The sequence below is a fragment of the Burkholderia sp. HI2500 genome, from assembly GCF_002223055.1.
Taxonomy (GTDB): Bacteria; Pseudomonadota; Gammaproteobacteria; order Burkholderiales; family Burkholderiaceae; genus Burkholderia.
The window spans coordinates 2382299-2405564 of sequence record NZ_NKFL01000006.1 but is presented as its reverse complement, the minus strand read 5'-3'; the positions used below and the strand labels follow the sequence as shown (position 1 = coordinate 2405564).

At 65.5% G+C, this 23266-nt stretch carries 24 protein-coding genes; 13 read left to right on the top strand and 11 right to left on the bottom strand.

Features of this window, described 5'->3' with window-relative positions:
- The 5 genes from CFB45_RS28490 to CFB45_RS28470 all read left to right on the top strand — a co-directional run bounded on the left by CFB45_RS28490 (window position 1) and on the right by CFB45_RS28470 (window position 5079).
- Window positions 1-1296: a multicopper oxidase family protein gene (locus tag CFB45_RS28490; RefSeq protein WP_089428410.1), complete on the top strand. Its 1296-nt coding sequence runs from the start codon at window positions 1-3 to the stop codon at window positions 1294-1296.
- A gap of 68 nt (window positions 1297-1364) precedes the next feature.
- On the top strand, window positions 1365-1712 hold the full coding sequence (locus tag CFB45_RS28485; RefSeq protein ID WP_089428409.1) for a copper-binding protein: 348 nt from the start codon (window positions 1365-1367) through the stop codon (window positions 1710-1712).
- Window positions 1713-1726: 14 nt separating this feature from the next.
- Complete coding sequence (copC, locus tag CFB45_RS28480) at window positions 1727-2107, top strand: copper homeostasis periplasmic binding protein CopC (RefSeq protein WP_089428408.1); 381 nt, start codon at window positions 1727-1729, stop codon at window positions 2105-2107.
- On the top strand, window positions 2104-3045 hold the full coding sequence (locus CFB45_RS28475; RefSeq protein WP_089428407.1) for a CopD family protein: 942 nt from the start codon (window positions 2104-2106) through the stop codon (window positions 3043-3045). The genes copC and CFB45_RS28475 overlap by 4 nt, the downstream gene beginning before the upstream one ends.
- A 219-nt stretch (window positions 3046-3264) precedes the next feature.
- The gene (locus tag CFB45_RS28470; protein ID WP_089428406.1) at window positions 3265-5079 is read left to right on the top strand and encodes an ExeM/NucH family extracellular endonuclease; all 1815 of its coding nucleotides are present in this window, start codon (window positions 3265-3267) and stop codon (window positions 5077-5079) included.
- Between the two features lie 245 nt (window positions 5080-5324).
- Here the strand turns inward: CFB45_RS28470 and CFB45_RS28465 are convergent, their stop codons facing one another.
- Window positions 5325-5555, bottom strand: a complete 231-nt coding sequence (locus CFB45_RS28465) for a hypothetical protein (protein ID WP_254600269.1) — start codon at window positions 5553-5555, stop codon at window positions 5325-5327.
- Between the two features lie 234 nt (window positions 5556-5789).
- Here CFB45_RS28465 and CFB45_RS28455 point away from each other — a divergent pair, with 234 nt between their 5' ends.
- A complete protein-coding gene (locus CFB45_RS28455) occupies window positions 5790-7634 on the top strand; it encodes a S10 family serine carboxypeptidase-like protein (protein ID WP_089428405.1) in 1845 nt (614 codons plus the stop codon).
- Between the two features lie 53 nt (window positions 7635-7687).
- On the top strand, window positions 7688-8119 hold the full coding sequence (locus CFB45_RS28450) for a 2-oxoglutarate dehydrogenase (protein WP_069250688.1): 432 nt from the start codon (window positions 7688-7690) through the stop codon (window positions 8117-8119).
- A gap of 80 nt (window positions 8120-8199) precedes the next feature.
- Here CFB45_RS28450 and CFB45_RS28445 read toward each other — a convergent pair whose 3' ends face one another.
- A complete protein-coding gene (locus CFB45_RS28445; RefSeq protein ID WP_089428404.1) occupies window positions 8200-9204 on the bottom strand; it encodes a helix-turn-helix domain-containing protein in 1005 nt (334 codons plus the stop codon).
- Between the two features lie 176 nt (window positions 9205-9380).
- Here CFB45_RS28445 and CFB45_RS28440 point away from each other — a divergent pair, with 176 nt between their 5' ends.
- On the top strand, window positions 9381-10628 hold the full coding sequence (locus CFB45_RS28440) for a D-arabinono-1,4-lactone oxidase (RefSeq protein WP_089428403.1): 1248 nt from the start codon (window positions 9381-9383) through the stop codon (window positions 10626-10628).
- A 33-nt stretch (window positions 10629-10661) separates the two neighbouring features.
- Window positions 10662-11441 (top strand): SDR family NAD(P)-dependent oxidoreductase, encoded by a 780-nt coding sequence (locus CFB45_RS28435; protein ID WP_089428402.1) that lies wholly within the window; start codon window positions 10662-10664, stop codon window positions 11439-11441.
- 129 nt (window positions 11442-11570) lie between these two features.
- Here the strand turns inward: CFB45_RS28435 and CFB45_RS28430 are convergent, their stop codons facing one another.
- Window positions 11571-13103 carry an amino acid permease gene (locus CFB45_RS28430; RefSeq protein ID WP_089428401.1) on the bottom strand — a complete coding sequence of 511 codons (1533 nt, stop codon included), beginning with the start codon at window positions 13101-13103 and terminating at the stop codon, window positions 11571-11573.
- 355 nt (window positions 13104-13458) lie between these two features.
- Complete coding sequence (locus tag CFB45_RS28425; protein WP_089428400.1) at window positions 13459-14469, bottom strand: GlxA family transcriptional regulator; 1011 nt, start codon at window positions 14467-14469, stop codon at window positions 13459-13461.
- A gap of 88 nt (window positions 14470-14557) precedes the next feature.
- Here CFB45_RS28425 and CFB45_RS28420 point away from each other — a divergent pair, with 88 nt between their 5' ends.
- Window positions 14558-15658: a DJ-1/PfpI family protein gene (locus CFB45_RS28420; protein WP_089428399.1), complete on the top strand. Its 1101-nt coding sequence runs from the start codon at window positions 14558-14560 to the stop codon at window positions 15656-15658.
- 126 nt (window positions 15659-15784) lie between these two features.
- On the opposite strand, the gene CFB45_RS28415 is transcribed toward CFB45_RS28420, so the two are convergent.
- Together CFB45_RS28415 and CFB45_RS28410 are read right to left on the bottom strand one after the other, a co-directional pair.
- Window positions 15785-16084 carry a superoxide dismutase gene (locus CFB45_RS28415; RefSeq protein ID WP_089428398.1) on the bottom strand — a complete coding sequence of 100 codons (300 nt, stop codon included), beginning with the start codon at window positions 16082-16084 and terminating at the stop codon, window positions 15785-15787.
- Window positions 16085-16111: 27 nt separating this feature from the next.
- Entirely contained in the window at window positions 16112-16666 is a 555-nt protein-coding gene (locus tag CFB45_RS28410; RefSeq protein ID WP_089429187.1) for a flavodoxin family protein, read from the bottom strand.
- A 157-nt stretch (window positions 16667-16823) separates the two neighbouring features.
- Here CFB45_RS28410 and CFB45_RS28405 point away from each other — a divergent pair, with 157 nt between their 5' ends.
- Both CFB45_RS28405 and CFB45_RS28400 read left to right on the top strand, forming a co-directional pair.
- Window positions 16824-17780 (top strand): LysR family transcriptional regulator, encoded by a 957-nt coding sequence (locus CFB45_RS28405; protein ID WP_089428397.1) that lies wholly within the window; start codon window positions 16824-16826, stop codon window positions 17778-17780.
- Entirely contained in the window at window positions 17764-18027 is a 264-nt protein-coding gene (locus CFB45_RS28400) for an MmyB family transcriptional regulator (protein WP_256978385.1), read from the top strand. The genes CFB45_RS28405 and CFB45_RS28400 overlap by 17 nt, the downstream gene beginning before the upstream one ends.
- A gap of 96 nt (window positions 18028-18123) precedes the next feature.
- Here CFB45_RS28400 and CFB45_RS28395 read toward each other — a convergent pair whose 3' ends face one another.
- Window positions 18124-19614, bottom strand: coding sequence for an aminotransferase class V-fold PLP-dependent enzyme (locus CFB45_RS28395; RefSeq protein ID WP_089428396.1), 1491 nt, complete (start codon window positions 19612-19614; stop codon window positions 18124-18126).
- Between the two features lie 199 nt (window positions 19615-19813).
- Between CFB45_RS28395 and CFB45_RS28390 the strand changes: the two genes are divergently transcribed.
- On the top strand, window positions 19814-20428 hold the full coding sequence (locus CFB45_RS28390) for an NIPSNAP family protein (protein WP_089429186.1): 615 nt from the start codon (window positions 19814-19816) through the stop codon (window positions 20426-20428).
- Window positions 20429-20538: 110 nt separating this feature from the next.
- Here the strand turns inward: CFB45_RS28390 and CFB45_RS28385 are convergent, their stop codons facing one another.
- The 4 genes from CFB45_RS28385 to CFB45_RS28370 form a co-directional block, all read right to left on the bottom strand.
- Complete coding sequence (locus CFB45_RS28385) at window positions 20539-21180, bottom strand: hypothetical protein (protein WP_089428395.1); 642 nt, start codon at window positions 21178-21180, stop codon at window positions 20539-20541.
- 57 nt (window positions 21181-21237) lie between these two features.
- Window positions 21238-21570: a TrfB-related DNA-binding protein gene (locus tag CFB45_RS28380; protein WP_174975079.1), complete on the bottom strand. Its 333-nt coding sequence runs from the start codon at window positions 21568-21570 to the stop codon at window positions 21238-21240.
- Window positions 21571-21828 (bottom strand): PAAR domain-containing protein, encoded by a 258-nt coding sequence (locus tag CFB45_RS28375; RefSeq protein ID WP_089428394.1) that lies wholly within the window; start codon window positions 21826-21828, stop codon window positions 21571-21573.
- 79 nt (window positions 21829-21907) lie between these two features.
- A complete protein-coding gene (locus CFB45_RS28370; RefSeq protein ID WP_089428393.1) occupies window positions 21908-23251 on the bottom strand; it encodes a virulence factor in 1344 nt (447 codons plus the stop codon).
- Window positions 23252-23266 lie beyond the last annotated feature (15 nt).

Genomic DNA, 23266 nt, shown 5'->3' with positions numbered 1-23266 from the left:
ATGGTGTCCCGTCGACAATTTCTCAGCGGCTCGGGCGCCGCGCTGCTGGGCGCCGCGATGGTCAGCAAGGCCGGCGCCGCGTCGCTGCCCGAAGCGCCCACGATGGCGAAAACGGCCACACAGCCGCCGCTCGTGCCGCCGAACGGCCGCCCGTACACGCCCGTCGCGACGCTGAACGGCTGGACGCTGCCGTGGCGGATGAAGAACGGCTGGAAGGAATTCCACCTGACGGCCGAGCCCGTCGTGCGCGAGATGGCGCCCGGCATGAACGCGAACCTGTGGGGCTACAACGGCCAGTCGCCGGGCCCGACGATCGAGGCCGTCGAAGGCGACAAGGTACGCATCTTCGTGACCAACCGGTTGCCCGAGCACACGACGATCCACTGGCACGGGCTGCGGCTGCCGAACGGGATGGACGGCGTCGGCGGCCTCACGCAGCCGCATATCCCGCCCGGCAAGACCTTCGTCTACGAGTTCCAGCTGGAAGCGCACGGCACGTTCATGTACCACCCGCACGCCGACGAGATGGTGCAGATGGCGATGGGGATGATGGGCATGTTCATCGTGCACCCGAAGGATCGCGGCACGATGCCGGTCGATCGCGATTTCGTGTTCCTGCTCGCCGCATACGACATCGATCCGGGCAGCTACACGCCGCGCGTGAACGAGATGACCGACTTCAACATGTGGACCTTCAACTCGCGCGTGTTCCCGGGCATCGATCCGCTGCCGGTGCGCGCGGGCGACCGCGTGCGGATTCGCTTCGGCAACCTGACGATGACGAACCATCCGATCCACCTGCACGGCTACAGCTTCGAAGTCGCGGGCACCGATGGCGGCTGGATTCCGCCGGCCGCGCGCTGGCCGGAAGTGACCGCGGATGTCGCGGTGGGCCAGATGCGCGCGATCGAGTTCACCGCCGATCGCCCGGGCGACTGGGCATTCCATTGCCACAAGTCGCATCACACGATGAATGCGATGGGCCACCAGGTGCCGAACCTGATCGGCGTGCCGCAGAAGGATCTCGCGCAGCGCATCGGCAAGCTCGTGCCCGACTACATGGCGATGGGCAGCACCGGCGGCGCGATGGGCGGCATGGAGATGCCGCTGCCCGACAACACGCTGCCGATGATGACGGGCACGGGCCCGTTCGGGCCGCTGGAGATGGGCGGCATGTTCACGGTCTGCAAGGTGCGGCAGGGGCTCGGCCGTAACGACTATCGCGATCCGGGCTGGTTCAAACATCCGAAGGGCACCGTCGCATACGAGTACACCGGCGAACTGCCGGACGGTTGAGCAGCAGCATGCGGCGGCATGCGTGCATGCGGCCGCCGGTTTCGTTTCATTCACTGGGAGTCGACACGATGAAGAAGGGACTGGTTTCGATGGCAATGGGGTGTGCACTGGTGTTTTCCGGCGCATCGTACGCGGCCGGCGACATGGCCGGCATGGACATGAGCGGCGGTGCGAAGCAGGAAGCCGCGGCGGCGCAGCGCATGTCGCACGGCGAAATCCGCAAGGTCGACACGGCCGCCGGCAAGCTGACGATCAAGCACGGCCCGCTCGAAAACCTCGGGATGGACGCGATGACGATGGTGTTCAAGGTGAAGGACCCGGCGATGCTGTCGCAGGTGAAAGCGGGCGACAAGATCGACTTCGTCGCGGAAGACGTGGACGGTGCGCTGACCGTCGTCGAGCTGAAGAAGCCGTGACGCGGAGCGTGCACATGAAGATCACGACCCTCACGCGGCTGGCCGCGATCGTCGCGACCGGTGCGATGCTCGCCGCCGCACCGATCGCGGCATCCGCGCACGGCAAGCTGGAAAGCGCGGCACCGGCGACAGGCAGCACGGTCGACACCGCGCCCGACACGGTGCGGCTCACCTTCAATGAAGACCTCGAACCGGCGTTCAGCTCGGTGAAGGTATCGGATGCGAACGGCAACGCCGTCACGCAGGACAAGGCGAAGGTCGATGCGGCGAACCCGCGCGTGATGACCGTCGCGATGCCGAAGCTCGCGCCCGGCGCGTACACGGTGCAGTGGGTGGCGATGACGGCCGACGCGCATCGCACGAAAGGCACCTATACGTTCAGGGTGAAGGGGTGAACGACGGTTTCATCGGTCTCCTGCGGCTGGTATCGGTGGCGATCCAGAACGCCGGGTTCGCCGTCGTCATCGGCGCGCTGCTCGGCCGCCACTGGCTCGCGCGCGGCGCGTCGGCGTGGCAGCACGGCATCGGGCGGCGGCTCGTCGCGACGCTGCGCATCGCGTCCGTCATCTCGCTGCTCGCAAGCGTCACCGCGTTCTGGGCGCACTGCGCGCTGATGAGCGAGGTGTCGTTGCTCGAAGCGGGGCCGGCCGTCTGCGCGATGCTCGCGGGCACCGGGTTCGGTCATGCGTGGCTGGCCGGCGCGGTGTTCATGCTCGTTGTCGTGGTGCTGTCGTTCGTCCGGCACGCGAACGCGTCGCGCTGGCCGTTTGCGATGTGGGCCGCGCTGGCCTGCGTCGCGCTCGCACGCAGCAACGGCGGACATCCGGTGGATGCCGGATTGTTCAGCGTGCCGGTGTGGATCGACTGGCTGCATCTGCTGGCGATCAGCGCATGGGTCGGGCTCGTGCTCGTGACGGCATTCAGCGTGATGCCGAGGCTTGCCACGATGCCCGCAAGCGAACGCACGACCGGCGCATCGTTCGTGCAGTCGCTGTCCGATGCATCGACTTACGCGTTGATCGTGCTGTTCGCGACCGGTGCGTACAACGGCTGGCGCGGCGTCGATACGCCCGCCAATCTGCTCGCATCGACGTACGGGCAGATCCTGCTGCTGAAGCTCGCGCTCGTGCTGATCGCGGCGGCGCTCGGCGGACACAATCGCTTCTTCGGGATGCCAACGTTGCTGGCTGCGTTGAAGGATCCGGCCGCCTCGATGCCGGCTGGTTCGCTGAAACGATTCGGCACAGTGCTGCGGATCGAGGCGGTCGTACTCGGCGGCGTGCTGATGGTCGCGGCCGTGCTTGTGTCGAGCGCGTTGCCGGGCACGGTGTAGCGAGACAGCGCGGAGCCGCGCAGCAAGACCACGCGGGGCAATCGTCACGGGCATGGTGGATTTTCATCAGACGATTGCCCCGCTTTTCAGGCGTAAACGCACGCTCGACGGCGATCGCGGCGTGATGACGACAATTACATCCGCCTGTCTTTCGATTACCAAAAACTGTCATTGAGCGCCGCTAAGCTTTCGCCACCCTCACAACCGGGATTCCCCGTCATGCGCTCGACAATCCGCCTCTTCACCCCGCTATTGCTGCTCCCGACGCTCGCTGCGCCGGTTTTCGCCGCCACGGCCGCGCCCGTCAGCCCGAACTGCGGCGGCAGCACGACGCCGATCGCCGATATCCAGGGGCCGGGCGCGCCGTCGCCGCTCGCCGGCCAGAACGTGTCGATCGAAGCGGTCGTCACCGCCGATTTCGGCGGCACGGACGGCTTCGGCGGCTTCTTCGTCCAGCAGGCCGACGCGCAGCGCCGCAACCAGCCGGGCGTGTCGGAAGGGCTGTTCGTCTACGCGCCGAAGGTGCGGGCGAAAGCGGGCGACCTCGTGCATGTGACGGGCAAGGTCGAGGAGAAATACGGCCAGACGCAGCTCACGCAGTCGGGTGCGATCGCGGTGTGCGCGAACAACCAGACCGTCACGCCCGTGACGCTCACGCTGCCGGTCGACAGCCCGAACGCGTTCGCCGCGTATGAAGGGATGCGGGTGCGCCTGCCGCAGACGCTGAACGTCACCGACAACTACGAGCTCGGCCGCTACGGCAGCGTGATGCTCAGCAACGGCCGCCTGCGCACGCCGACGAGCGTCGTGCCGCCCGCGCAGGCGCAGACGCAGATCGAGGCGAACGCACGCAACCGCCTGATCCTCGACGACGGCTCGAACAAGCAGAATCCCGCGACCGTGCCGTACCCGGCGCCGGGCCTGTCGGCCGCGAACACGCTGCGCGCGGGCTACACGGTGCGCGACGTCGAAGGCGTGCTCGAAGTGCGTTACGGCGCATGGCGCGTGCAGCCGCTGCCGGGCGCCGCCGTGCCGGCATTCGAAGCCCGCACGAACCCGCGCACCAACGCACCGGCGCGCGATCCGAAATCGAACCTGCGCGTGGCGTCGTTCAATGTCCTGAACTACTTCAACGGCAACGGTCTCGGCGGCGGCTTCGACGATCCGAACAATCGCGGCGCGAAGAACTTCCAGGAATTCCAGCGCCAGGAAGCGAAGATCGTCAGCGCGCTGAAGGCGATCGACGCCGACGTGATCGGTCTGATGGAAATCCAGAACAACGGCTACGGCGAACTGAGCGCGGTGCGCCAGCTCGCGGCGAAGCTCGGCAACCAGTGGCGCGTCGTCGATCCGGGCGTGTCGCGCCTCGGCGGCGATGCGATCACGGTCGCGATGATCTACGACAGCCGCAAGGTCGAACCGGTCGGCCGCGCGGCGACGCTCGCGATCGACGACAAGAACCGCCAGCCGCTCGCGCAGTCGTTCCGGCTGATCAACGGCAACAAGCAGTCGCTGACGGTGGCCGTGAACCACCTGAAGTCGAAGAACTGCCCGGACGCCGCGAACGACGATCTCGACCAGGGCGACGGCCAGGGCTGCTGGAACCCGACGCGCACGCGCGCGGCGGCGAAGGTGGCCGACTGGCTCGCCGGCAACCCGACGGGCGTCGCCGGCCAGGGCGTGCTGCTGATCGGCGACTTCAACAGCTACACGTACGAAGACCCGATCCGCACGCTCGAATCGCGCGGCTACCGCAACCTCGTCGCACGCTGGATCGGCGCGAATGCGTACAGCTACGTGTACAACGGCGAAGCCGGCTACCTCGATCACGCGCTCGCGACGCTGCCGCTCGCATCGCACGTGAAGGCCGTGCACGAATGGCACATCAACGCGGACGAGCCGCTTGCGCTGCAGTACACGCTCGCGTACAAGTCGGCCGAGCAGCAGAAGACGTTCTACGCGCCGGATGCATATCGCTCGTCGGATCACGATCCGGTGCTGATCGATATCGCGCTGCCGGGCGGCGGGAAGTAATGGCGGATTGAATGCGGATGAAGCGCGGCGTGCGGCGAGGCTGCATGTCGCGCTTCATCCCTGCTGGAAGGCCAGCAATAGAAAGGGTAAATAATTCCGCTGAATTTTATAGAATTGGAGAAATCGGTATTTTATGGATGACGCGGTGCGGATAAGCGCATCGATTGAAGAATGGCTGAAGTGACTTGAATCATCGAATGGCGGCGCATGCATGCCGTCACGCCGAATTAATCGATCCCGGATAATTAAAATGAAAGAATGATTCCGGCGATCTGAAGGCTTTCGAAGCGCAACACCAACGCGGGTAAAGGATTGCCGGTTGTGCGATAAAAGCGGCAGATTCGGCGGATTATTGTCGATAGAGCGCGCAATGCGCGAATAATCCCGTTTTCTTTCAATTGCCAGACACTGTCCGCCGTTAGCATCATTGCGGGTTTTTTAATATCCGAATGATCTTTGACAACGCGGCGCAGCACCGCCTATTTTTGTGTTGTCGTAAATTTGGGTCATATAAAAGTTGTCCAAACTGCAGGGGGCGTCCGAGCACCATTCTCGCCAGCAGTTTGCTGTGTCTGTATCAAGTTCAGTCTCTTGGAAGTCCAATCCCCAACCGCCGACTGCCGACCGTGCAACGCGAGTGGCGGGTTCGCCTGCGCGTTTCGCAGGCGTTGGCGGCCTGTGTGAAACGGTATCCGAATCAAAGGACAGAGATGAAACCAGACAGGAGCTGTACCGGCAGCCGCCGTGGCCGTCACGGCCGGTTGGCCGGGCTAGGTGCATTGACCGTCATGACACTGGCGCTCGCGGCATGCGGCGGCGACGATTCGTCGTCCGTCGGTGCGTCGAGCCTCGCGCAGGCCACCGCCAGCCAGCAGGCGAGCGCGCAACAGGCGGCCGGGCAGACGCCAGCCAACCAGCCGTACGTCGACCCGGTTGCGTATTCGATGAATGCGACCGACGGCCTGGCCCCCGGGCAGGTGTCCGAGAAAGCCGCCGTCATGCATTACCAGTGGAAAAACGGCGGCACGACCGTCAACTACACGACCACCACCGGCCACCTGACCGCGCAGGACGCGAGCGGCAACCCGGAAGCGTCGATGTCGTATGTCGCGTACACCGCGCCGAGCACGAACGGCAAGCCGCGCCCCGTCACGTTCGTCTATAACGGCGGCCCCGGCTCGTCGTCGATCTGGCTGCGGCTCGGCTCGTTCGCGCCGACCCGCGTGGCCACGCCCGATCCGCTGTTCGGCAGCAACTGGCCGAACTATCCGCTCGTCGACAACGCCGAAAGCCTGATCGACACCACCGACCTCGTGTTCATCGACCCGCCCGGCACCGGGCTGTCGGAAGCCGTGTTGCCGAACACCAACCAGAAGTACTGGGGTTCGGATGCGGACGTGAACATCATGCGCGACTTCATCCAGCGCTACCTGAACGTCAACAGCCGCGGCACGTCGCCGATCTACCTGTACGGCGAATCGTACGGCACGCCGCGTACCGACATGCTCGCGCTGGCACTCGAATCGGCCGGCGTGCACCTGACGGGCATCGTGCTGCAGTCGGCGATCCTGAACTACTTCGCGGATGCGGTGGAAGCCGTCGCGATCACGCAGTCGACGGAGGGGCTGCTGCTCGAAACCGATACCGTGGCCGGCTACCTGCCGGGTTATGCGGCGGTCGCGGCGTACTTCAACCAGGTGTCGCCGGCACCGGTGAACCCCGGTCTGTACGCACTGCAGACGGAACTGTTCACGACGCTGATCTACAACCAGCTGCAGAAGTACTCGCAGTCGTGGGTGTTGAGCCAGCTCGGCATTCCGGATGCGCTCGGCACGCCGGTGTTCCCGAGCGATGCGACGCTCAAGCTGTGGTCGATCCCGTCGAGCCTCACGCAACAGGCGCTGCGCGGCTACTTCAACGCGAATCCGTTCGGCACGAGCCTGCTGCCCGGGACGACGATCGGCCGGTATGACGGACGCGTGTCGTTGCCGAATTCCGATCCGCGCCTGCAGAACGACGGCGACCCGTCCGACATCCTGATCTCGCAGCCGTTCACGAACGCGCTCGCGACGCAGATGCCGGATTACCTCGGCTACACCGCACCGAACGCGACGTACCTGCCGCTGAACGACAACATCATCGGCGTCTGGGACTTCACGCACGACGGCCAGCCGATGCCCGACACGATCCCCGATCTGCTCGGTGCGCTGCAGCTCAACCCGAAGCTTCGCGTGCTCGCGGAGAATGGCTTCCACGATCTCGCGACGCCGTTCTTCAACACCGAGAAGCAACTCGCGCGGCTGCAGACGGTGAAGGGCCTGAATCCGAAGCTGCAGGTGAACTTCTTCCAGGGCGGCCACATGACCTACCTGGACGACGTCGCCCGTCCGCAGATGAAGCGGGACCTGAAGACGTTCTACAAGGGGGCGCGGATTCCGACGGCGCTGACGCTGCACATGCTGCCGCCGCCGTGGCCGGATGAAAACCCGCCGAGCGTGCCGACCGGCAGCGTCCCGGGCGCGACCGCCGGGACGACGCTGGCGGCGGCCCCGTGAGCGAGCCTGAGCGACGGACTCCTTGTCAAAGGAACCCTCTATTCATCCATTGAATGCGAGTGATCATGTCCCTAATCAAATTGATGCGGCGTATGTCTCCGTTGATCGTCCTCGGTGCCGTGATGAGCAGTGCCTACGCGTTGCCGCCCCAGGCGGTGGCGCCGGTGAAGCTGCCGCACGGCGGGCGCGGTGTCGACGGTCCGTTCTTTCCCGCCACGAAAGCGGCGCCGGTGTTGCCGTCGACCGGCGCGACGCTGCAGCAGCAGGCGCAGCAGCGTGTCGATGCGCGGCTCGGCGCCAATACGGTGCTGAGCAACGGCGCGGCCGTGACGAAGGCGCAGGCGCAGAGCAGCGGTCTCGGCTTCGTGTCGAAGCACTTCGACGAGATCGATGCGAAGCACACCGGCCGCGTGACGATGAGCGATGTGCGGCAGTTCATCCAGCAGCGGCAGGTGCAGGCGCAGCAGGAACAGCAGGACGAGTGACGTAGCAGGCAGGGTGGTGGCCGGTGCGGATTTTTGCGCACCGGCCGCCGAAAGGTGAACGACAGCGTGGACGACAGGCGCTAGAGGGCCTGGCGCGCGTAGCGCTTCGCGGTGGCCGACGGCAGTTCGCCGAACATCGCGCGATAGTCCTGCGCAAAACTGCTCAGGTGCCAGAAGCCCCACTTGGTGGCCGCGGTCGTCACCGAGTCGCCGAGCCGAAGCTCGCGGCGCACGTGGTTCAGCCGCACGGCCCGCAAGTAAGCGATCGGGTTCAGGTTCAACGTGTCCTGGAACGCGTATTGCGCGGTGCGCCGGCTCACACCGAGTTCCACGCACAGCTCGGCGATCGACAGCGGGCAGGTCGATGCGTCCTGCAGCCGCTCCCGCACCGCACTGACCAGCGACCAGTACTTCGTCGGGCGCACGATCTGTGCGCCGGCCTCCGGCGTCGCGGCCGTCATCACTTCCGAAATCGCGTACAGCACGGTGCGTTCGAGCAGTTCGATCCTGTCCTGCGTCGTCACGTCGTCGATGCGGGTGGTTTTTACGGCGGCGGCCAGTGTCTGGCGCAGCAGGTCGCGCAGATGATCGGCCACGCCGGTCGCCATCGGGATCACAGGCGCATGGGTTTGGGCACGCAGCGACGCGGCCACCGTGCGCAGCGCCTGCGTCGACAGCTTCTCCGGCTCGATCTCGACGTTCACGAGCAGATGGCGGTCGGGCGAGTAGAACTCGAAGGCCGGCTGGCTCGAGAACACGTGCAGGCTGTCGCGGCCGCTCTTCTCGCCGCACAGGCGCGCATGCCCTTCCAGCTCCAGCGGCACGGCCACGGCGATCCGCTCCGTCGGCACCGCGCCTTGCTGCAGGATGACCTTGTCGAGATCCTCGACCAGCAGCTTGATGCCGCCCAGCGACACGATCGACGACGAGCCGTGAAACCGCCCACCGGAGATCTGCGTGTAGTTCATGTTCCAGCCGTCGAACGCGCGCGCCTGTTCCTCCACGTCGGTGAACGCGCAGAACGCGACCGTTCGCGCGAACAGCGGATCGCCGGAGAAATCGCTCGGGTGGGCAGACGGCGTCATCGAGGGCGGAGGGCGGGAACGGGCGGGCTGGATCGATTCATTGTAGCCGCTCGTCGCGCCGGTTAAAAAGCACCGGACGGGTATCGTCTCGTCAAAACCCTGACTTGCCGAAATCCGATAGTGGAAAACCTTTCGGTACCTTACCGTTGGCACCCATACGACGCTGGAGAGACGTGATGGAACTTCCCCGTGGCGGATTCTGGAGAAACTGGGTCGGCAATCAATCGTGCGTGGCCGCGCACCTGGCGTCGCCCACCAGCGAGGCCGAGATCGCGGCACTGGTGCATGCCGCGACGCGGCAAGGCAAGCACGTGCGGTGCGCGGGGTCGGGGCACTCGTTCACGCCCGTGGTGGCCACCAGCGGCCTGCTGCTGTCGCTGCAGGACTACCAGGGCATCGTGGAGGTCGACGAAGCGCGCAAGCGCGTGACCGTGAAGGCCGGCACCAAAATCAATGCAGTGACGCGCCACCTGAAGGCACTCGGCCTGTCGCTCGTCAACCAGGGCGACATCGATTCGCAGGCGATTGCCGGCGCGCTGGCCACCGGCACGCACGGCACGGGGACGACGTTGGGCAACCTGTCGTCGCAGGTCGTCGGAATGCGCATCGTGCGCCCGGACGGCTCGATCATGAAAGTGAGTGACCGGCAGGACCTCGACCTGCTGCATGCGACACAGGTGAACATCGGGATGTTCGGCGTGGTGTCGGAGATCACGCTGCAGGTGACCGATGCGTTCTGGCTGCACGACCGCGTGTGGCGCGAGGACTTCGACGCGCTGATGGAGCAGTACGACGACCTGGCCGCGAAGCACCGGCATTTCGGTTTCTTCTGGTGCCCGACGTCGGCCAGCCGTGATCTCTACTGCCTGCCCGACACGACGAAGGTGTCGAATTCGAAGAAGGACTACGACGTGTGCGAAATCAAGGTGATGGATATCACCGACGCGCGCACGTTCCATGAAGGCGAGCACGAGAAGATTGCCTACAGCTCGGAGGTGTATGCGATCCACTACGTGCCGAACTTCCACGAGCTCGAGTACGCAGTGCCCGCGCAACACGGCAAGGAAGCGCTGCGCCGCGTGCGCGAGCTGATCCTCACGAAACACCGCGACTGCATTTTCCCGGTCGAGTACCGCTTCACGAAGGGCGATCCGGCGTGGATCAGCCCGTTCAACCACCAGGACAGCGTCACGATTTCATGCTCGGGCGGCCCGAACGGCGTCGACTACTGGCCGTTCCTGAAGGGCGTCGACACGATCCTGCGCGACTACGGCTCGCGGCCGCACTGGGGCAAGCTGCATTTCACGAACCGCGAGGACGTCGATCGCTGGTTCCCCAAGGCCGAGGCGTTCCGCGCGCTGCGTCGCAGCGTGGACCCCGAAGGCTATTTCCTCAACGATCACCTGCGGACGTTGTTCAGTTGAGCCGACCAAACGAACCAGAATGGAGCACGCAACATGAATGTCAAGATTGACGGCCGCCTGGCCGGCAAGGTCGCGATCGTGAGCGGCGGTGCCGGCGGCTGCGGCGGCGCGGCGTCCGAACTGTTCGCCGCCCAGGGCGCGAAGGTCGCGATCATCGACCGCGACGGCGACGCCGCCGATACGCTCGCGTCCCGGCTGCGCGATGCGGGCCTGCAGGCGATCGGCCTCGGCGCCGACGTGTCGAATCAGGCGGAAGTCCAGCGGGCCGTGAGTGCCGCGCGGGAGCAGTACGGCAACGCGGACATCCTGTTCAATCACGCCGGCACGCTGATCGTCAAACCGTTCCTCGACATCGAGGAATCGGAATGGGACTGGTTGATGGGCGTGAACGTGAAGAGCATGTTCCTGATGACGCAAGCGGTGCTGCCGCAGATGCTGGAGAAGGGGCGGGGCAGCATCGTCTGCACGTCGTCGATTTCGGCGGTGTGCGCGACGCCGGGCGAAGTGCTGTATGACGCGACCAAGGGCGCGTGCCACATGTTCGCGCGGGCGATCGCGGTCGAGTATCGCGACCGCGGCATTCGCTGCAACGCGCTCGCGCCGGGGTTCATCCGCACGCCGCACGGGATGCGCGAACTGAAGGACCTGCAGGCGATGGGCGTCGACGCGACCGAGGCGGCGATCGCGGTGCAGCAAGGCCGCCTGTGCGAGCCTTCGGAAGTCGCGGCCGCCGCACTGTTCCTCGCGTCCGACGAGTCGAGTTTCGTCAACGGCACGCACCTGTTCGTCGACAACTGTTTCTCCGCCGTCTGATCGCGGATGCTCGCCAGATTCAACCGCTGCAAGGCGGTTGAATCTCGTCGTGACGCGTAGACATGAAAAAACCGACTCGCGGCACGAAGCCGGCGAGTCGGTTTTTTTTCAACCTGCTTCGAATCCGCTTCAGACAGACGGATCGACGTTCGCCTCGAGTTCGCGGATGCGCTCGAGATTGCGCGTGTCCTTCAGCACCGGCGGCCCCGCGAACGTGTTTCGCACGCCGAAGCCATACCAGATCACCATCAGCACCACCACGAAACCGACGAGCACGTACAGCACCTTCTCGTTCGGCGGCTGGATGCCGACATACGCGAGCACGCACGCGCCGACCAGCGCGAGCAGCGCACACGGCTTCGACCAGATTCCCAGTTGAAACGGGCCCTTGTCGGTCCACGAGCGTCCTTCGGCCAGCATCCCGGAGCCGATCGGCATCGCATACGAGATGAACAGGAACACCGCGCTGCCGGCGCTCAGCACCGAGAACGCGTCGCCGTACAGCGTGACGACGATCGCGAGCACCGCGCACGTCCAGATCGCGGGGCCGGGCGTACGGTGCGTCGGGCTCACGCTGCGCAGCAGCTTCGACGCCGGCAGGCCGCCGTCGCGTGCAAAGGCGTACACCATTCGCGACGTCGACATGATCGCCGCGAGCCCGCACACGTAGTTGATGAAGAACATCGCGAGTTCGAGGGTGACGCGCAACGCCTTCGGAATCGGCGCGAGAATCGCCTCGAAAAAGCCGGTGCCCTGCTTCATGCTGGCGGTCAGGTCGGGCATCACCAGCACGAACGCGCACACCATCACGTAGCCGAACACCGCGGACCAGAACACCGACCCGATGATGCCGCGCGGCACGTTTTTGGCCGCATCGTGCGTCTCTTCCGACGTGTGCGCGGACGCGTCGAAGCCGGTGATCGTGTAGGTCACGAGCAGCAGGCCGGACAGGAACGCGAGCGGCGTGGCCTGCTTCGGCCATGCGCCGCCGTCGACGCCGGTGAAATTGATGAACGTCACCAACCGATGCGCGTCGAACGCGACCGGTGAGTAATAGAGCAGCGACACCACCAGCGCGATCGTCACCACGAAGATGAGGTAGCCCGACAGGTCGGTGATCTTGCTCGCGATCCTGATGCCGCGCGCATTCAGGATCGCCTGCGAGATCGTGATGAACGCGATGAACGCCGTCTGGTGCCACCAGGTCAGGCTGTCCGGGCTGACGCCGAACATCGGCGCGATCAGCGTCTTGAAGAACGGATCGTAGGTGCCGAAGTTGATCGCGGCGATCACGAAGATCAGGCCGATCAGGTTGAGCCACGCGGTCATCCACCCCCATTTCTTCCCGCCGAGGATCGCGCCCCAGTGATAGAGGCCGCCTGCGGTCGGAAACGCGGACGCGATCTGCGACATCGACACCGCGACGATCAGCGCGAACAGCGAGCCCAATGGCCAGCCGAGGCCGATCGACGCGCCGCCGGTGGCCGAAAACGCGAGCTGGAACGCGGTAATGCCGCCCGACAGGATGCAGATCACCGAGAACGACACCGCGAAGTTCGAGAAACCGCTCATACGTCTCGACAGTTCCTGCGCATAGCCCATCTTGTGCAGCAGGCTTACGTCACTGTCGGTGCCTGAATCAGGCTGGCGTTTTGCATCCATGGTCGCTCCGTCACGAATGTCCTGCGTGGCAGGACCGTCATCGCCGCCCGGGCCAAGGAACCTGGCCCGCTCCTGGGATTCGTCGGCGGCTCGCGATGCCGTGTCGAGCGGCCATCGCTTTCCAGTCCGATGCGTGAACGGTATGAAATCAAATTTCCCGGCTCTATCAGATTTCGGCAATGGAGTGAAAATCCCGAGGGATGCACCGGAACAGGGCGTGTCGGCCCGCTTCGTCGTCGGGAGGAGCGGGAGCGTGACGGAGGCGCGGCGGCGGTGGCGGTGGCGACGGCGGCGGGCGATCGCCGGATCGCCGTCACGCAAGCGGCCCCGGACGCAAGCGGGAACCGGCGACGGCCTATTCCGTTTGCGGCTTGCCGTGTCGCGGTCCGAAGCGGGCGCGATAGTCACGCGGGGAGACGCCGACCTGCTTCGCGAACGCGCGCTGCAACGCGTCGATGCTGCCGAATCCCGACCGCTCGGCGATGCGTTCGAGCGGCCAGTCGGCCCGCTCCAGCAGCGCCTTCGCGCGCTCGACGCGTGCGGCCAGCACGAACTGCGCGGGCGATCGTCCGGTCTCCTTGAGAAAATTGCGCGCAAACGAGCGTTCGCTCATGTGCATCCGCGCGGCCAGCGCGGCGACGCCGAGATCGCCGGCCGGATCGTCGGCGATGTCGGCGAGCAGCGCGCGCATGCGCGGCGTCGCGTTGGCCAGCGAGCCGAGCCCGACGCTGAACTGCGCCTGTCCGCCGGGCCGGTGCATGAACAGCACGAGTTCGCGTGCGACCGCGAGCGCGGTCGGCGCGCCGCAATCCGCCTCGACGAGTGCGAGACACAGATCGATGCCCGCCGTCACGCCGGCCGACGTATGGAACGGCGGATCGCTGACGTAGATCGCGTCCGGTTCGATCCGCGCGTCGGGACGGAGCGCCTGCAGCATCGCGCACTGGTTCCAGTGCGTGGTCGCGCGCCGGCCGTCCAGCCATCCGCCCGCCGCCAGCACGAACGCGCCCGTGCAGATGCTCGCGATGCGCCGCGTGCCCGCGATCCGCGTGCGCAGCCACGGCAGCACGCCGGCTTCCGACGCGGCGTGGCGCAGCGCCGCTTCATCGCCGCCGGCGACGATGAGCGTGTCGATCCGCTCGGGCAGCGCCGCGAGCGCGGCCGTGCCGGCGAGGCGCAGGCCCGCGTGCGTGACGATGTCGCCGCCGTGTTGCGACGCGAGCGTGAGCCGGTACGGCGCGGCATGGTCGGGAAGATGACGGTTCGCGACCGCGAACACTTCCATCGGGCCCGTGATGTCGAGCGACTGGACGCCTTCGAAGCCGACGACGACGATGTCGCGTGCCGAACAGGTTGACTGGGACATGGCGGAAAGTGCGGTGGAGTTGTCCTTGTGACCGCGAGCATGATCCTTGTAATTTTCCGGACATGCAATCGACGGCTGCGGGTGAACGATGCGGGGACGGAAGACAGGCGGGGCGGTGCTGCTCGTGTGCGCGATGCTGGGCGCAAGTACAGCGGGATGGCAGGTGCCGGTGAAGGCGGAGGACGCACGGCCGGTCGCCCAAGCGCTGACGATCGGCGCGCCGAAGGCGGGCCGCACGCGGCCGCTCGTGGCGATCGTCGCGGACAACGCCGGAACGGAGACGACCGATTTCATCGTGCCGTACACGCTGCTGAAGACGTCCGGGGCGGCCGATGTCGTCGCCGTATCGGCCGATGAAGGCGAGGTCGAGCTGATGCCCGCGCTGCGCATGCTGGCCGATACGACGTTCGACCGGTTCGATGCCGCGACGCCTGCGGGGGCCGACGTGGTGATCGTGCCCGCGCTGCATCGCGCGGACAGCCCGGCCGTGCTGGCATGGTTACGCAAGCAGGCCGCCGCCGGCGCAACGATGGTGGCGATCTGCGAGGGCGCGGAAGTGCTCGCGAACGCCGGCGTGCTGCGGCATCGTACGGCGACGTCCCACTGGTATTCGCGTGAAGGCCTGCGTCGCCGCTTTGCCGATACGACGTGGGTCGACGATCGCCGCTATGTGATGGACGGCAACGCCATGACGACGACCGGCGTGTCGGCGTCGCTTCCCGCTTCGCTGGCGTTGGTGAATGCGCTGGCCGGGCCGGCAGCGGCGCGCGAGACGGCGCGGCGCGTGGGCGCACAGTCATGGAGCGACGTTCACGACGGTAGCCGGTTCGCGTTGACGGCGCGTGCGGTGGCGGTCGCGCTGACGAACCGCGTCGCGTTCTGGCGGCACGAGACGTTCGATCTGCCGGTCGAAACCGGGTTCGACGAGCTTCCGGTTGCGTTGACCGCCGACGCGTGGGCGCGGACCTGGCGCAGTGACGTCGTCGCGACGGCAGACGCGCGCGTGGTCGAGTCGAGGCACGGGCTGCGGTTGCTGGCGCAGCCGGCGAATGCGCGGCACGCGCGCATGACGGTGCCGGCTGACCGGCGTGGGGAAGCAGTGCTGCCCGGTGTGCTTGCCGACATCGCGGCACGCTATGGCGATGCGACGTCAGGCTGGGTCGCGCTGCAGCTGGAGTATCCGAGGTAGCAGCGCGTCGTGCGCGCCAGGCTGGCAATGCGTGCCTGGCTTGTGACGGAATTCGCCGGCGCCGGGGCTGGCCTGATCGAAGCCCGATTGCGCGCCGCGTTCGCGTCACGCCACCGACCGTGAAAGTTACGCGTGATCCGTCGCAAACAGCGCTTCCCAGCCGAGAAACGCGCCAAGCGGAATGATGTCCCAGTCGATCAGCCCGGCCTTCGCCAGCGGAAACTCGCGCAGCGCTTCGCGGGCGCTTTCGATCGACTCGCACTCCGCGATGATCGCGACGCCGGGGCGATCCTGACGGAAATAGATATCGCGGACGATCCCGCGCTTGAGCAGTTGCCACGCGTAGCGCACTTCGTCGAGCAGGTGCGGCTGATACGCGTCCGGGCGGGCGCCGGGCAGCGGGACGTCAAGGCACAGCAGTTTCATGTCGATCTCCTGGGAATGGGATGCTGCTTACGCGCTGGCCGCGAACCGCGACGCCAGTTCGGCGACGCGCTGCCCGAGGTGCGCGGCGGTGTCGAGGTCGCTCGCGATCGGTGACAGTTCCGGCGACACGTCGTCGGACTGCGCCATCGCGCCGAGCCAGCCGCCGATCCGGTTGCGCTCGTTCGTCGCGGTGCCGGCGAACAGGTCGAGCCCGACCCAGATCATCCCGTGCTGCGCGGCGAACAGCGTCATCGTCATCAGCGAGTTCAGCTTGTCGCCGTGCTGCGCGCCGGAATTGGTGAAGCCGGCCGCGACCTTGTTGCGCCAGGCTTGCGGAATCCACGCGGGGCGCGTCGAGTCCTCCATGAACTTCTTGAGCCGCGAGCTGATCGAGCCGTTGTACGTCGGCGAGCCGAAGATGATCGCGTCGCTCGCGGCGAGCGTCTCCCACGGAATCGCGCCGTCGGCGACCGCGACGAGCCGCACTTCCGCGCCCGGCACGCGCCGCACGCCTTCCGCGACGGCTTGCGCCTGTCGCTCGGTGTGACCGTGACCGCTGTCGAAAACGATGGTGGCAAGCATGGACATTCCTTTGCAGTCCGTTGAACGATGGGCTGATTGTGGGCGGCGCGGGTCGCAACCGGAAGTCGGGCCCGGGTTGAGTCGCTCTCAACTTCAGGTTGATAATCGGCGGCAGGCGAAGGTGTACCGTGCAACGTGTCGATCGAAGGAGGCTGCTTTGGATGTGTCACAACGCACGCGGGCGATCCTGTCGTTCGTGCATGCGGCCGATGCCGGCAGCTTCGCGGCGGCCGGGCGCATGCTCGGCATCACGTCGGCCGCCGTCAGCAAGAACGTCGCGGGCCTCGAGCAGGCGCTCGGCGTGCGGCTGATGAACCGCACCACGCGCACGCTGAAGCTCACCGACGAAGGCAGCGTGTTCCTGCGCGAGGCGCGCGTCGCACTGGACGCGCTCGATTCGGCGGTCGACAGCATCGTCGCGCAGCGGCTCGGGCCGCAAGGACGCGTACGCATCTCGACCAGCGCCGCGTTCGGGCGCGAGCATCTGCAACCGGTGCTGCCCGGGTTGCTGGCGCGTTACCCCGGCTTGTCGGTGGAGGCCGATTTCGACGACCGGATCGTCGACGTCGTACGCGACGGCTACGACATCGTCATCCGCGGCGGCAACATCCACGATTCCGCGCTGGTGTCTCGGCCGGTCTTTCGCCTGAATACGGTGCTGGTTGCATCACCCGCTTATCTGGAGCGTCACGGCATTCCGCGCGCGCCGGACGATCTCGTTGCGCACCGGCTGATCGCACGCCGGTTTCTCGGTGGCGGAGTCGCGACGTGGAGCTTCAGGATGCGCGGCGGGAGCATCGTGGCGGTCGATCCGGGCGAGACGGCGCTGCTGACATTCTCCGCGCCGGAGGCCGTGCTGCAGGCCGCCCGTGACGGGCTGGGCATCGCGCAGGTCGGGGTGCACCTCGCGTGGGCGCATCTGCGCGCCGGCGCGCTGAAGGTGCTGCTGCACCGCCATCACTTGCCCGGCAGCTACGAAATGGCGATGCAGTATCCGCATCGCGCATTGAAGGCGTCGCGCGTACAGGCGACGGTCGACTATCTGCTCGACGCGTTTGCCGCGAACGAAAGCCTGCATGTGCCGTTGAGGGCGCTGGATGCGTACGGCGCGTGAGGGCGGCGCGTTCCATGCGAGCGATCCCGCGTTCGTCGCGCTGGTGGCGCGCTTGCGCGCGAGCAGCAGCGCGTTCGCGCAATGGTGGGATGCGCATGACGTGCGCAGCGGCGTGTCGGGCAGGAAGGTGTTCGAGCATGCGCAACGGGGCGCGCAGCATTATGAATACGCGACGTTCCAGGCGAACGACGATCCCGCGCTGAAGCTGGCGATTTACACGCCGGTGAGAGGGGATGAGGGGGAATGACGTTGCGTTGATCGCCACCGCCATCCGGCCGCGCATCGAAGCATCGGCTTCGTGCGCGAACGCGGGTGGCGGAGCGTGACGGGGTGGTGTTCCCGCTCAGGCCGAAGCCGTGGCCGTGCGCCGGGCGGACAGGCGATTCCACAGCATGCCGGAGCGATTGCCGCTGCGGCAGTACGCGAGCACCGGCTTCTGCAGCGTGTCGACCAGTGCACCGAAGGCATCGATTTCCGCATCGCCGATGCCGTCGCGCTCGACCGGCAGGTAGCGTGCTTCGAGGCCCAGTTCGCGGGCTGCCGCGGCGATTTCGTCGAACGCCGGATGGGCGTCGCCTTCGCCGTCCGGCCGGTTGCAGATGACCGAGCGGAAGCCGGCATTGCGGATCGCCTTCAGGTCCGCCGGCGTGATCTGCCGCGACGCGGAGAAGCCGTTCGCCGCCGTCGCGCGACACTGTTCGATCGCCTGGCGGAAGCAGGCGATCGCGAAATCGACGTCCTGCTCCGTCGTAAAGCGGCCGAAGCTTACGCGCACGGTGCGGCCGGCCGTTTCCGCATCGAGGCCGATCGCGGTCAGCACGTGGGACGGTGCGCCGCTGGTCGAGTTGCATGCGGACGTCGACGACACGGCCAGCGCTTCACCGAGCATGAACGGGAAGAAGCCCGGCGCATTCACCGTCAGGCTCAGCGTGTGCGGGATGCGGCGCGCGGCGGCCGCGTTCTGCGTGACATCGCCGAGGGCGACCAGCGCGTCCGTCAGGCGCGCGCCGAGCGCCGCGATCCGTGCGGCTTCGCCGTCGAGCTTTTCAGCGGCCAGTTCGCATGCAACGCCCATGCCGACGATCTGATGCGTCGCGAGCGTGCCCGAACGCAAGCCGCGCTCGTGCCCGCCGCCGTGAATCTGCGGGGCGATTTGATCCGCGATGTCGCGGCGCACGAACAGCGCGCCGATCCCCTTCGGGCCGTACACCTTGTGCGCGGACATCGACAGCATGTCGATGCCGAGCGCGCGCACGTCGATCGGCGTCTTGCCGAGCGCCTGCGCGGCGTCGACGTGGAGCAGCGCGCCCGCGTCATGCACGATGCGCGAGATTGCGCCAATATCGGTCAGCGTGCCGAGTTCGTTGTTCACGAGCATCAGCGACACGAGGCCCGTATCGGGGCCGATGGCGGCCGCGACCGCGTCGGCGGTGATCTCGCCGTCGCGCGTGGGCGTCAGGAACGTGACCGTCGAGCCGTGCTTCGACAGGTTCGCCATCGTGTCGAGAATGGCCTTGTGCTCGATACGGCTCGTGATCAGGTGGCGCTTGCCGGTCGCGTTTTCCGCATAGCCCTTCAGCGCGAGGTTGTTCGATTCGGTGGCGCCCGAGGTCCAGACGATCTCGTCGGCGTCCGCGCCGATCAGCGCGGCGACTTGCGCGCGGGCCTGCTCGACCTTGTCTTTCGCGAGCCGGCCGGCGGCATGCGAGCTCGATGCCGGGTTGCCGAAGATGCCGTCGAAGCCGAGGCAGGCCGTCATCGCTTCGATCACGCGCGGATCGGCGGGCGTCGTGGCGGCGTAGTCGAGGTAGTGCAGCGTGGTGGTGTCGCTCATGTCCTTCTCATGCTCGTTTCTTTCGGAATGGAAGAAATGATACGGGGGACAGAAGGGAAAAAGGATCCAAAGTTGGCTGGCGATTCAGCTTGATATGGAATAACGTTTTATCGGAATTGGGATTTGGGGAATTTATTTTTATGACGGCGAGCGGGTGCGACTTGCGTGTCCGCGGCCCATTTTGCGAGGGATGATCGAGATGCAGTATGAACTGACGACGTTGTCGTGTTTGCTGCTGGCGCAGGATGCCGTTTCCGCCGGTGCGCATCGATGGGTATCGGATCCGGGGGCCGCGGGGCGTCTGCTTGGCGCATGGCGTTCGGAAATCGGCGAGTTGGGGCAGATCGTCGTGTTGCGCGGCTTCGACGATATCGACGAACTGCAGCAGGAGCGTCGACGTGCGTTGATGAGCGGCGGGCCGTTCAATATCGACGGGGACCACGTGGGTCTCAGCATGGAAACCTACGAACTGTTTCCGTTCCTGCCCGCGATCGAGCCGTCGAAACTGGGCAGGTTCTACGAATTTCGCCGCTATTGGCTCAAGCCGGCCGGGATCGCGCCGACGATCGCCGCGTGGGAGCAGGCGGTCGGCCCGGCCGAAGCCTATACGTCGCATCTCGTCGCGAATATGTACGCGATCGACGGCCCGCCTCGCATTGCCCATATCTGGGGGTTCTCGAGCCTGGAGGAGCGCATGGCATTGCGCGCGCGCCACTATGCCGAGGGGCTTTGGCCGCCCAAGGGCGGACCGCAGCAGATCGAGCGGGCTACGTCGACGATTTGCCTGCCGGAGGCGTGGTCTCCGCTTTGTTGAATCTTTGGTGAAGCGTCGAAGAGGTCGCGGAATGCCGGCCCGGCCTGAGCGCCGGATTGCGGCGCCGGCACGCCGACACGCAACGCGATCGGCCGTGCCGCGAGCAGCATTCAGGGCTGCGCAGCGGACGCAGCGTGCGGAGCATGCACGGCATCCATGCCCTTGAGCAGTTCAGCCATGCGCCGTTCGATGTCGTCATATTGGCGTGCGATCTGCATTGCGTCGGGATCGTGAAGGCCGACGTCGCGCGTCGAGGAGAACGCCGTTCCGTGCACGGATTCGTACTGGATATCGATAGCGATATCGTTCATGGCCAGCAGCTTGAGCAGGATGGGTACGCATGGAGGGGGCGCCTTATCCGACAAGGCCAGAAGCGGGACGATCTCGCCGGCTTTCAGCGGATCGTCGGGGCGCGGCCAGCCGGTCCTGAAGCATCGCGTGGCGCCGACGCCTGCATCGGACTGGACGCGTGACCAGATACTGGGGCCGAGGCCGGTGTATTTTCGGGTTCCGATCGTCACGGTCATATTCTTGATGATGGCCGGCCCCAGCCCTGCATTTGAAAGATAAATGCCTCGCCTGTTTTCGGCGTCGTCGAAGTGCTGTGTTGCCACGACATAGGGTCGGTATATGAGTTCGTTACTTTTCATCGCCTCGTGAGCGGACCACGCCGAGACGATGGAAATGCCGGCGGAAACGATCGATACGATCGTCGCGTACCGTGCCGCATCCGGATTGATCGAAAACTTCATGGGACGTAAAAACCGTTGTGAATGGGGTTTGAGAGAAGTTCCGGGGGCGGGAATCGATCAGGTCGCCGTATCTTGTTCGTTCTGAATCGCCAATCGATAGGCATCCCGCACCCATGCCTGGAGTGCGGGCTCATATCTGGCCGGGATCGTGATCGTGAGGGTGGTGAGCCGCGTGCAGTTTCCCGGGAGCTCCAGATACCGCTGCCACACCTTTCGTACGAGCTGCGACATCGCGGAACACGTCATGCCGACTTCCGCCGCCACAGCCCGCTGTGATCGGCCCTTGACGAAAATCTCGTGTAGAGCCCACTGGTTCAAGGGCTTGATTCGTGTATTTTGCACGCGCAACAGGCGGAACTGTTCGGCAGTCATGCGTCGGGTCTTTTGCATTCAAGCTCGCCCGGAAGTGTGAAGGGAGGAAATCAAGGTCGCGCCGCATGAAGTCTTGTGACCATCGAAGGCAGCGTCTCGACCTTCGACCTTGAATGCCGTGTCGCCCTCGGCAATCTCGCAAGCGCCATGAATCGGACACGAGCATGGGTCGCCGATGCGGGCGACCGCGCGCCCCATCACCGTGCTTTTTCGGGCGCCGGATTCGACCCGGCCGCCGTGGGTGTGCGTATCTTCTACCCGGATAATTCCCCGCATGGGATTTCGTCCTCCAAATGGTTTGAGGTCTGACGCGGCGATCACGCTCGGATGAAGCAATCTGCCGCGCTGGTGTGCATCACCATGAATAGCCTTGCATGCCGTAATTCGTATCGTGTCGGCGGCCCCACCACGGCAGGTAGGCGTTGTTGCCGCCGCGTGCGCGGAACCAGTCCTTGTCGGGATCGATCGGCGTGAGCTTCGACGGTGGCCGGACAACGACCGCGACCGGGTGATCCGGATCGGTCGTGCCGGCGACGAGTGCGTTGCCGCCGAAGTGATTGATCCGGCCGATGGCGAGCGCGACGTCGGTCAATGCGCTGCCGGTGCCCATGTCGCCGAGTAGGGCGGCTGTGTTGAATGTCTGCTTCTGGTGGTCGTATTCGGGAAGGGTTTCGGTCAAGGTTTGTGCGAGCACCGCAAGCCGTGCCGACGATGCGTCGCTGCCTTTACCTGCGTCGTGAACGATGTAGTTGAGGTCGGCGGCCGCGATGCCGGCGTTGCGCGCCGCTTGGTCAATGGTCGCCTTCCACGCCTGCACGGTGCGGGTCGTGCCGACCTTCTTCGGAAAATCAAGCGTGTTACCGGTCGCGGCCTTGCCGATCCAGGCGAGGGGCTCACGCTCGGTGTTGAAGGTTGGGCCGGCGAGGAACAGCACGACAAGGTTCTCGTTGATCTGTGCATCCGTGGGCGGGAAGTTGGGTGCGTCCCAGTTCACTACCCAGACGCTCTTGTCGGGGTTCGCCTGCAAGTAGTCCAACGCGTTGTTCAGCGATGTGAAGCCGGCGTTCGCACCGCCTTGCGTGATTTGTACGTCGGGGAGCGCACTGCGACTCCACATCGTCGGGAAATGCGGGTTGCCGATAAAGAAGGTTTTTCGGATCGGCTCTGCCAGGTATTCGCGCGCGATAGCCGGATCAAGGCGCTCAGGAACTGCACCCTCGATGCGAATCCCGGAAAGTTCGCGCCAATCCTTCTTGTCATCCGGTTTTACTGTGTAGAAATACTTGGCGTTCATCGCGTAACGACTACTCAGCAAGCGGGGAAATTTTTCCATGTACTTGTGGTAGAAGCCCTTGAATGTCTCCGTGCCACGATTTCCATAAGCGATTCCGGCTACCGATTGCAACGTAGTGAAAGACTTCGGATCTGTGCGCACCATGTCGTCATTCTTGTTCGGCGAGGCAAGCCCTTGCGTCCACAGCAGTTGCCATTCGGTCGGGTAGTCCATGCGTTGCAACGGATTCAGCCAGATCAACCCGACAACCTGTGCCACAACCGGCTTCACCGATTCTTCGGTGGTCGGAGTTGCATTTCCTACTGGCTGCGGGACAGGTGCGGAATGCGCCGACCGGATCATGGTCGTCGTGAACAGAAAAATCACGAGTGCTGCCAAACTGGGTACAACTACAAATCGTTTCATCGAATCTCCTGCTGC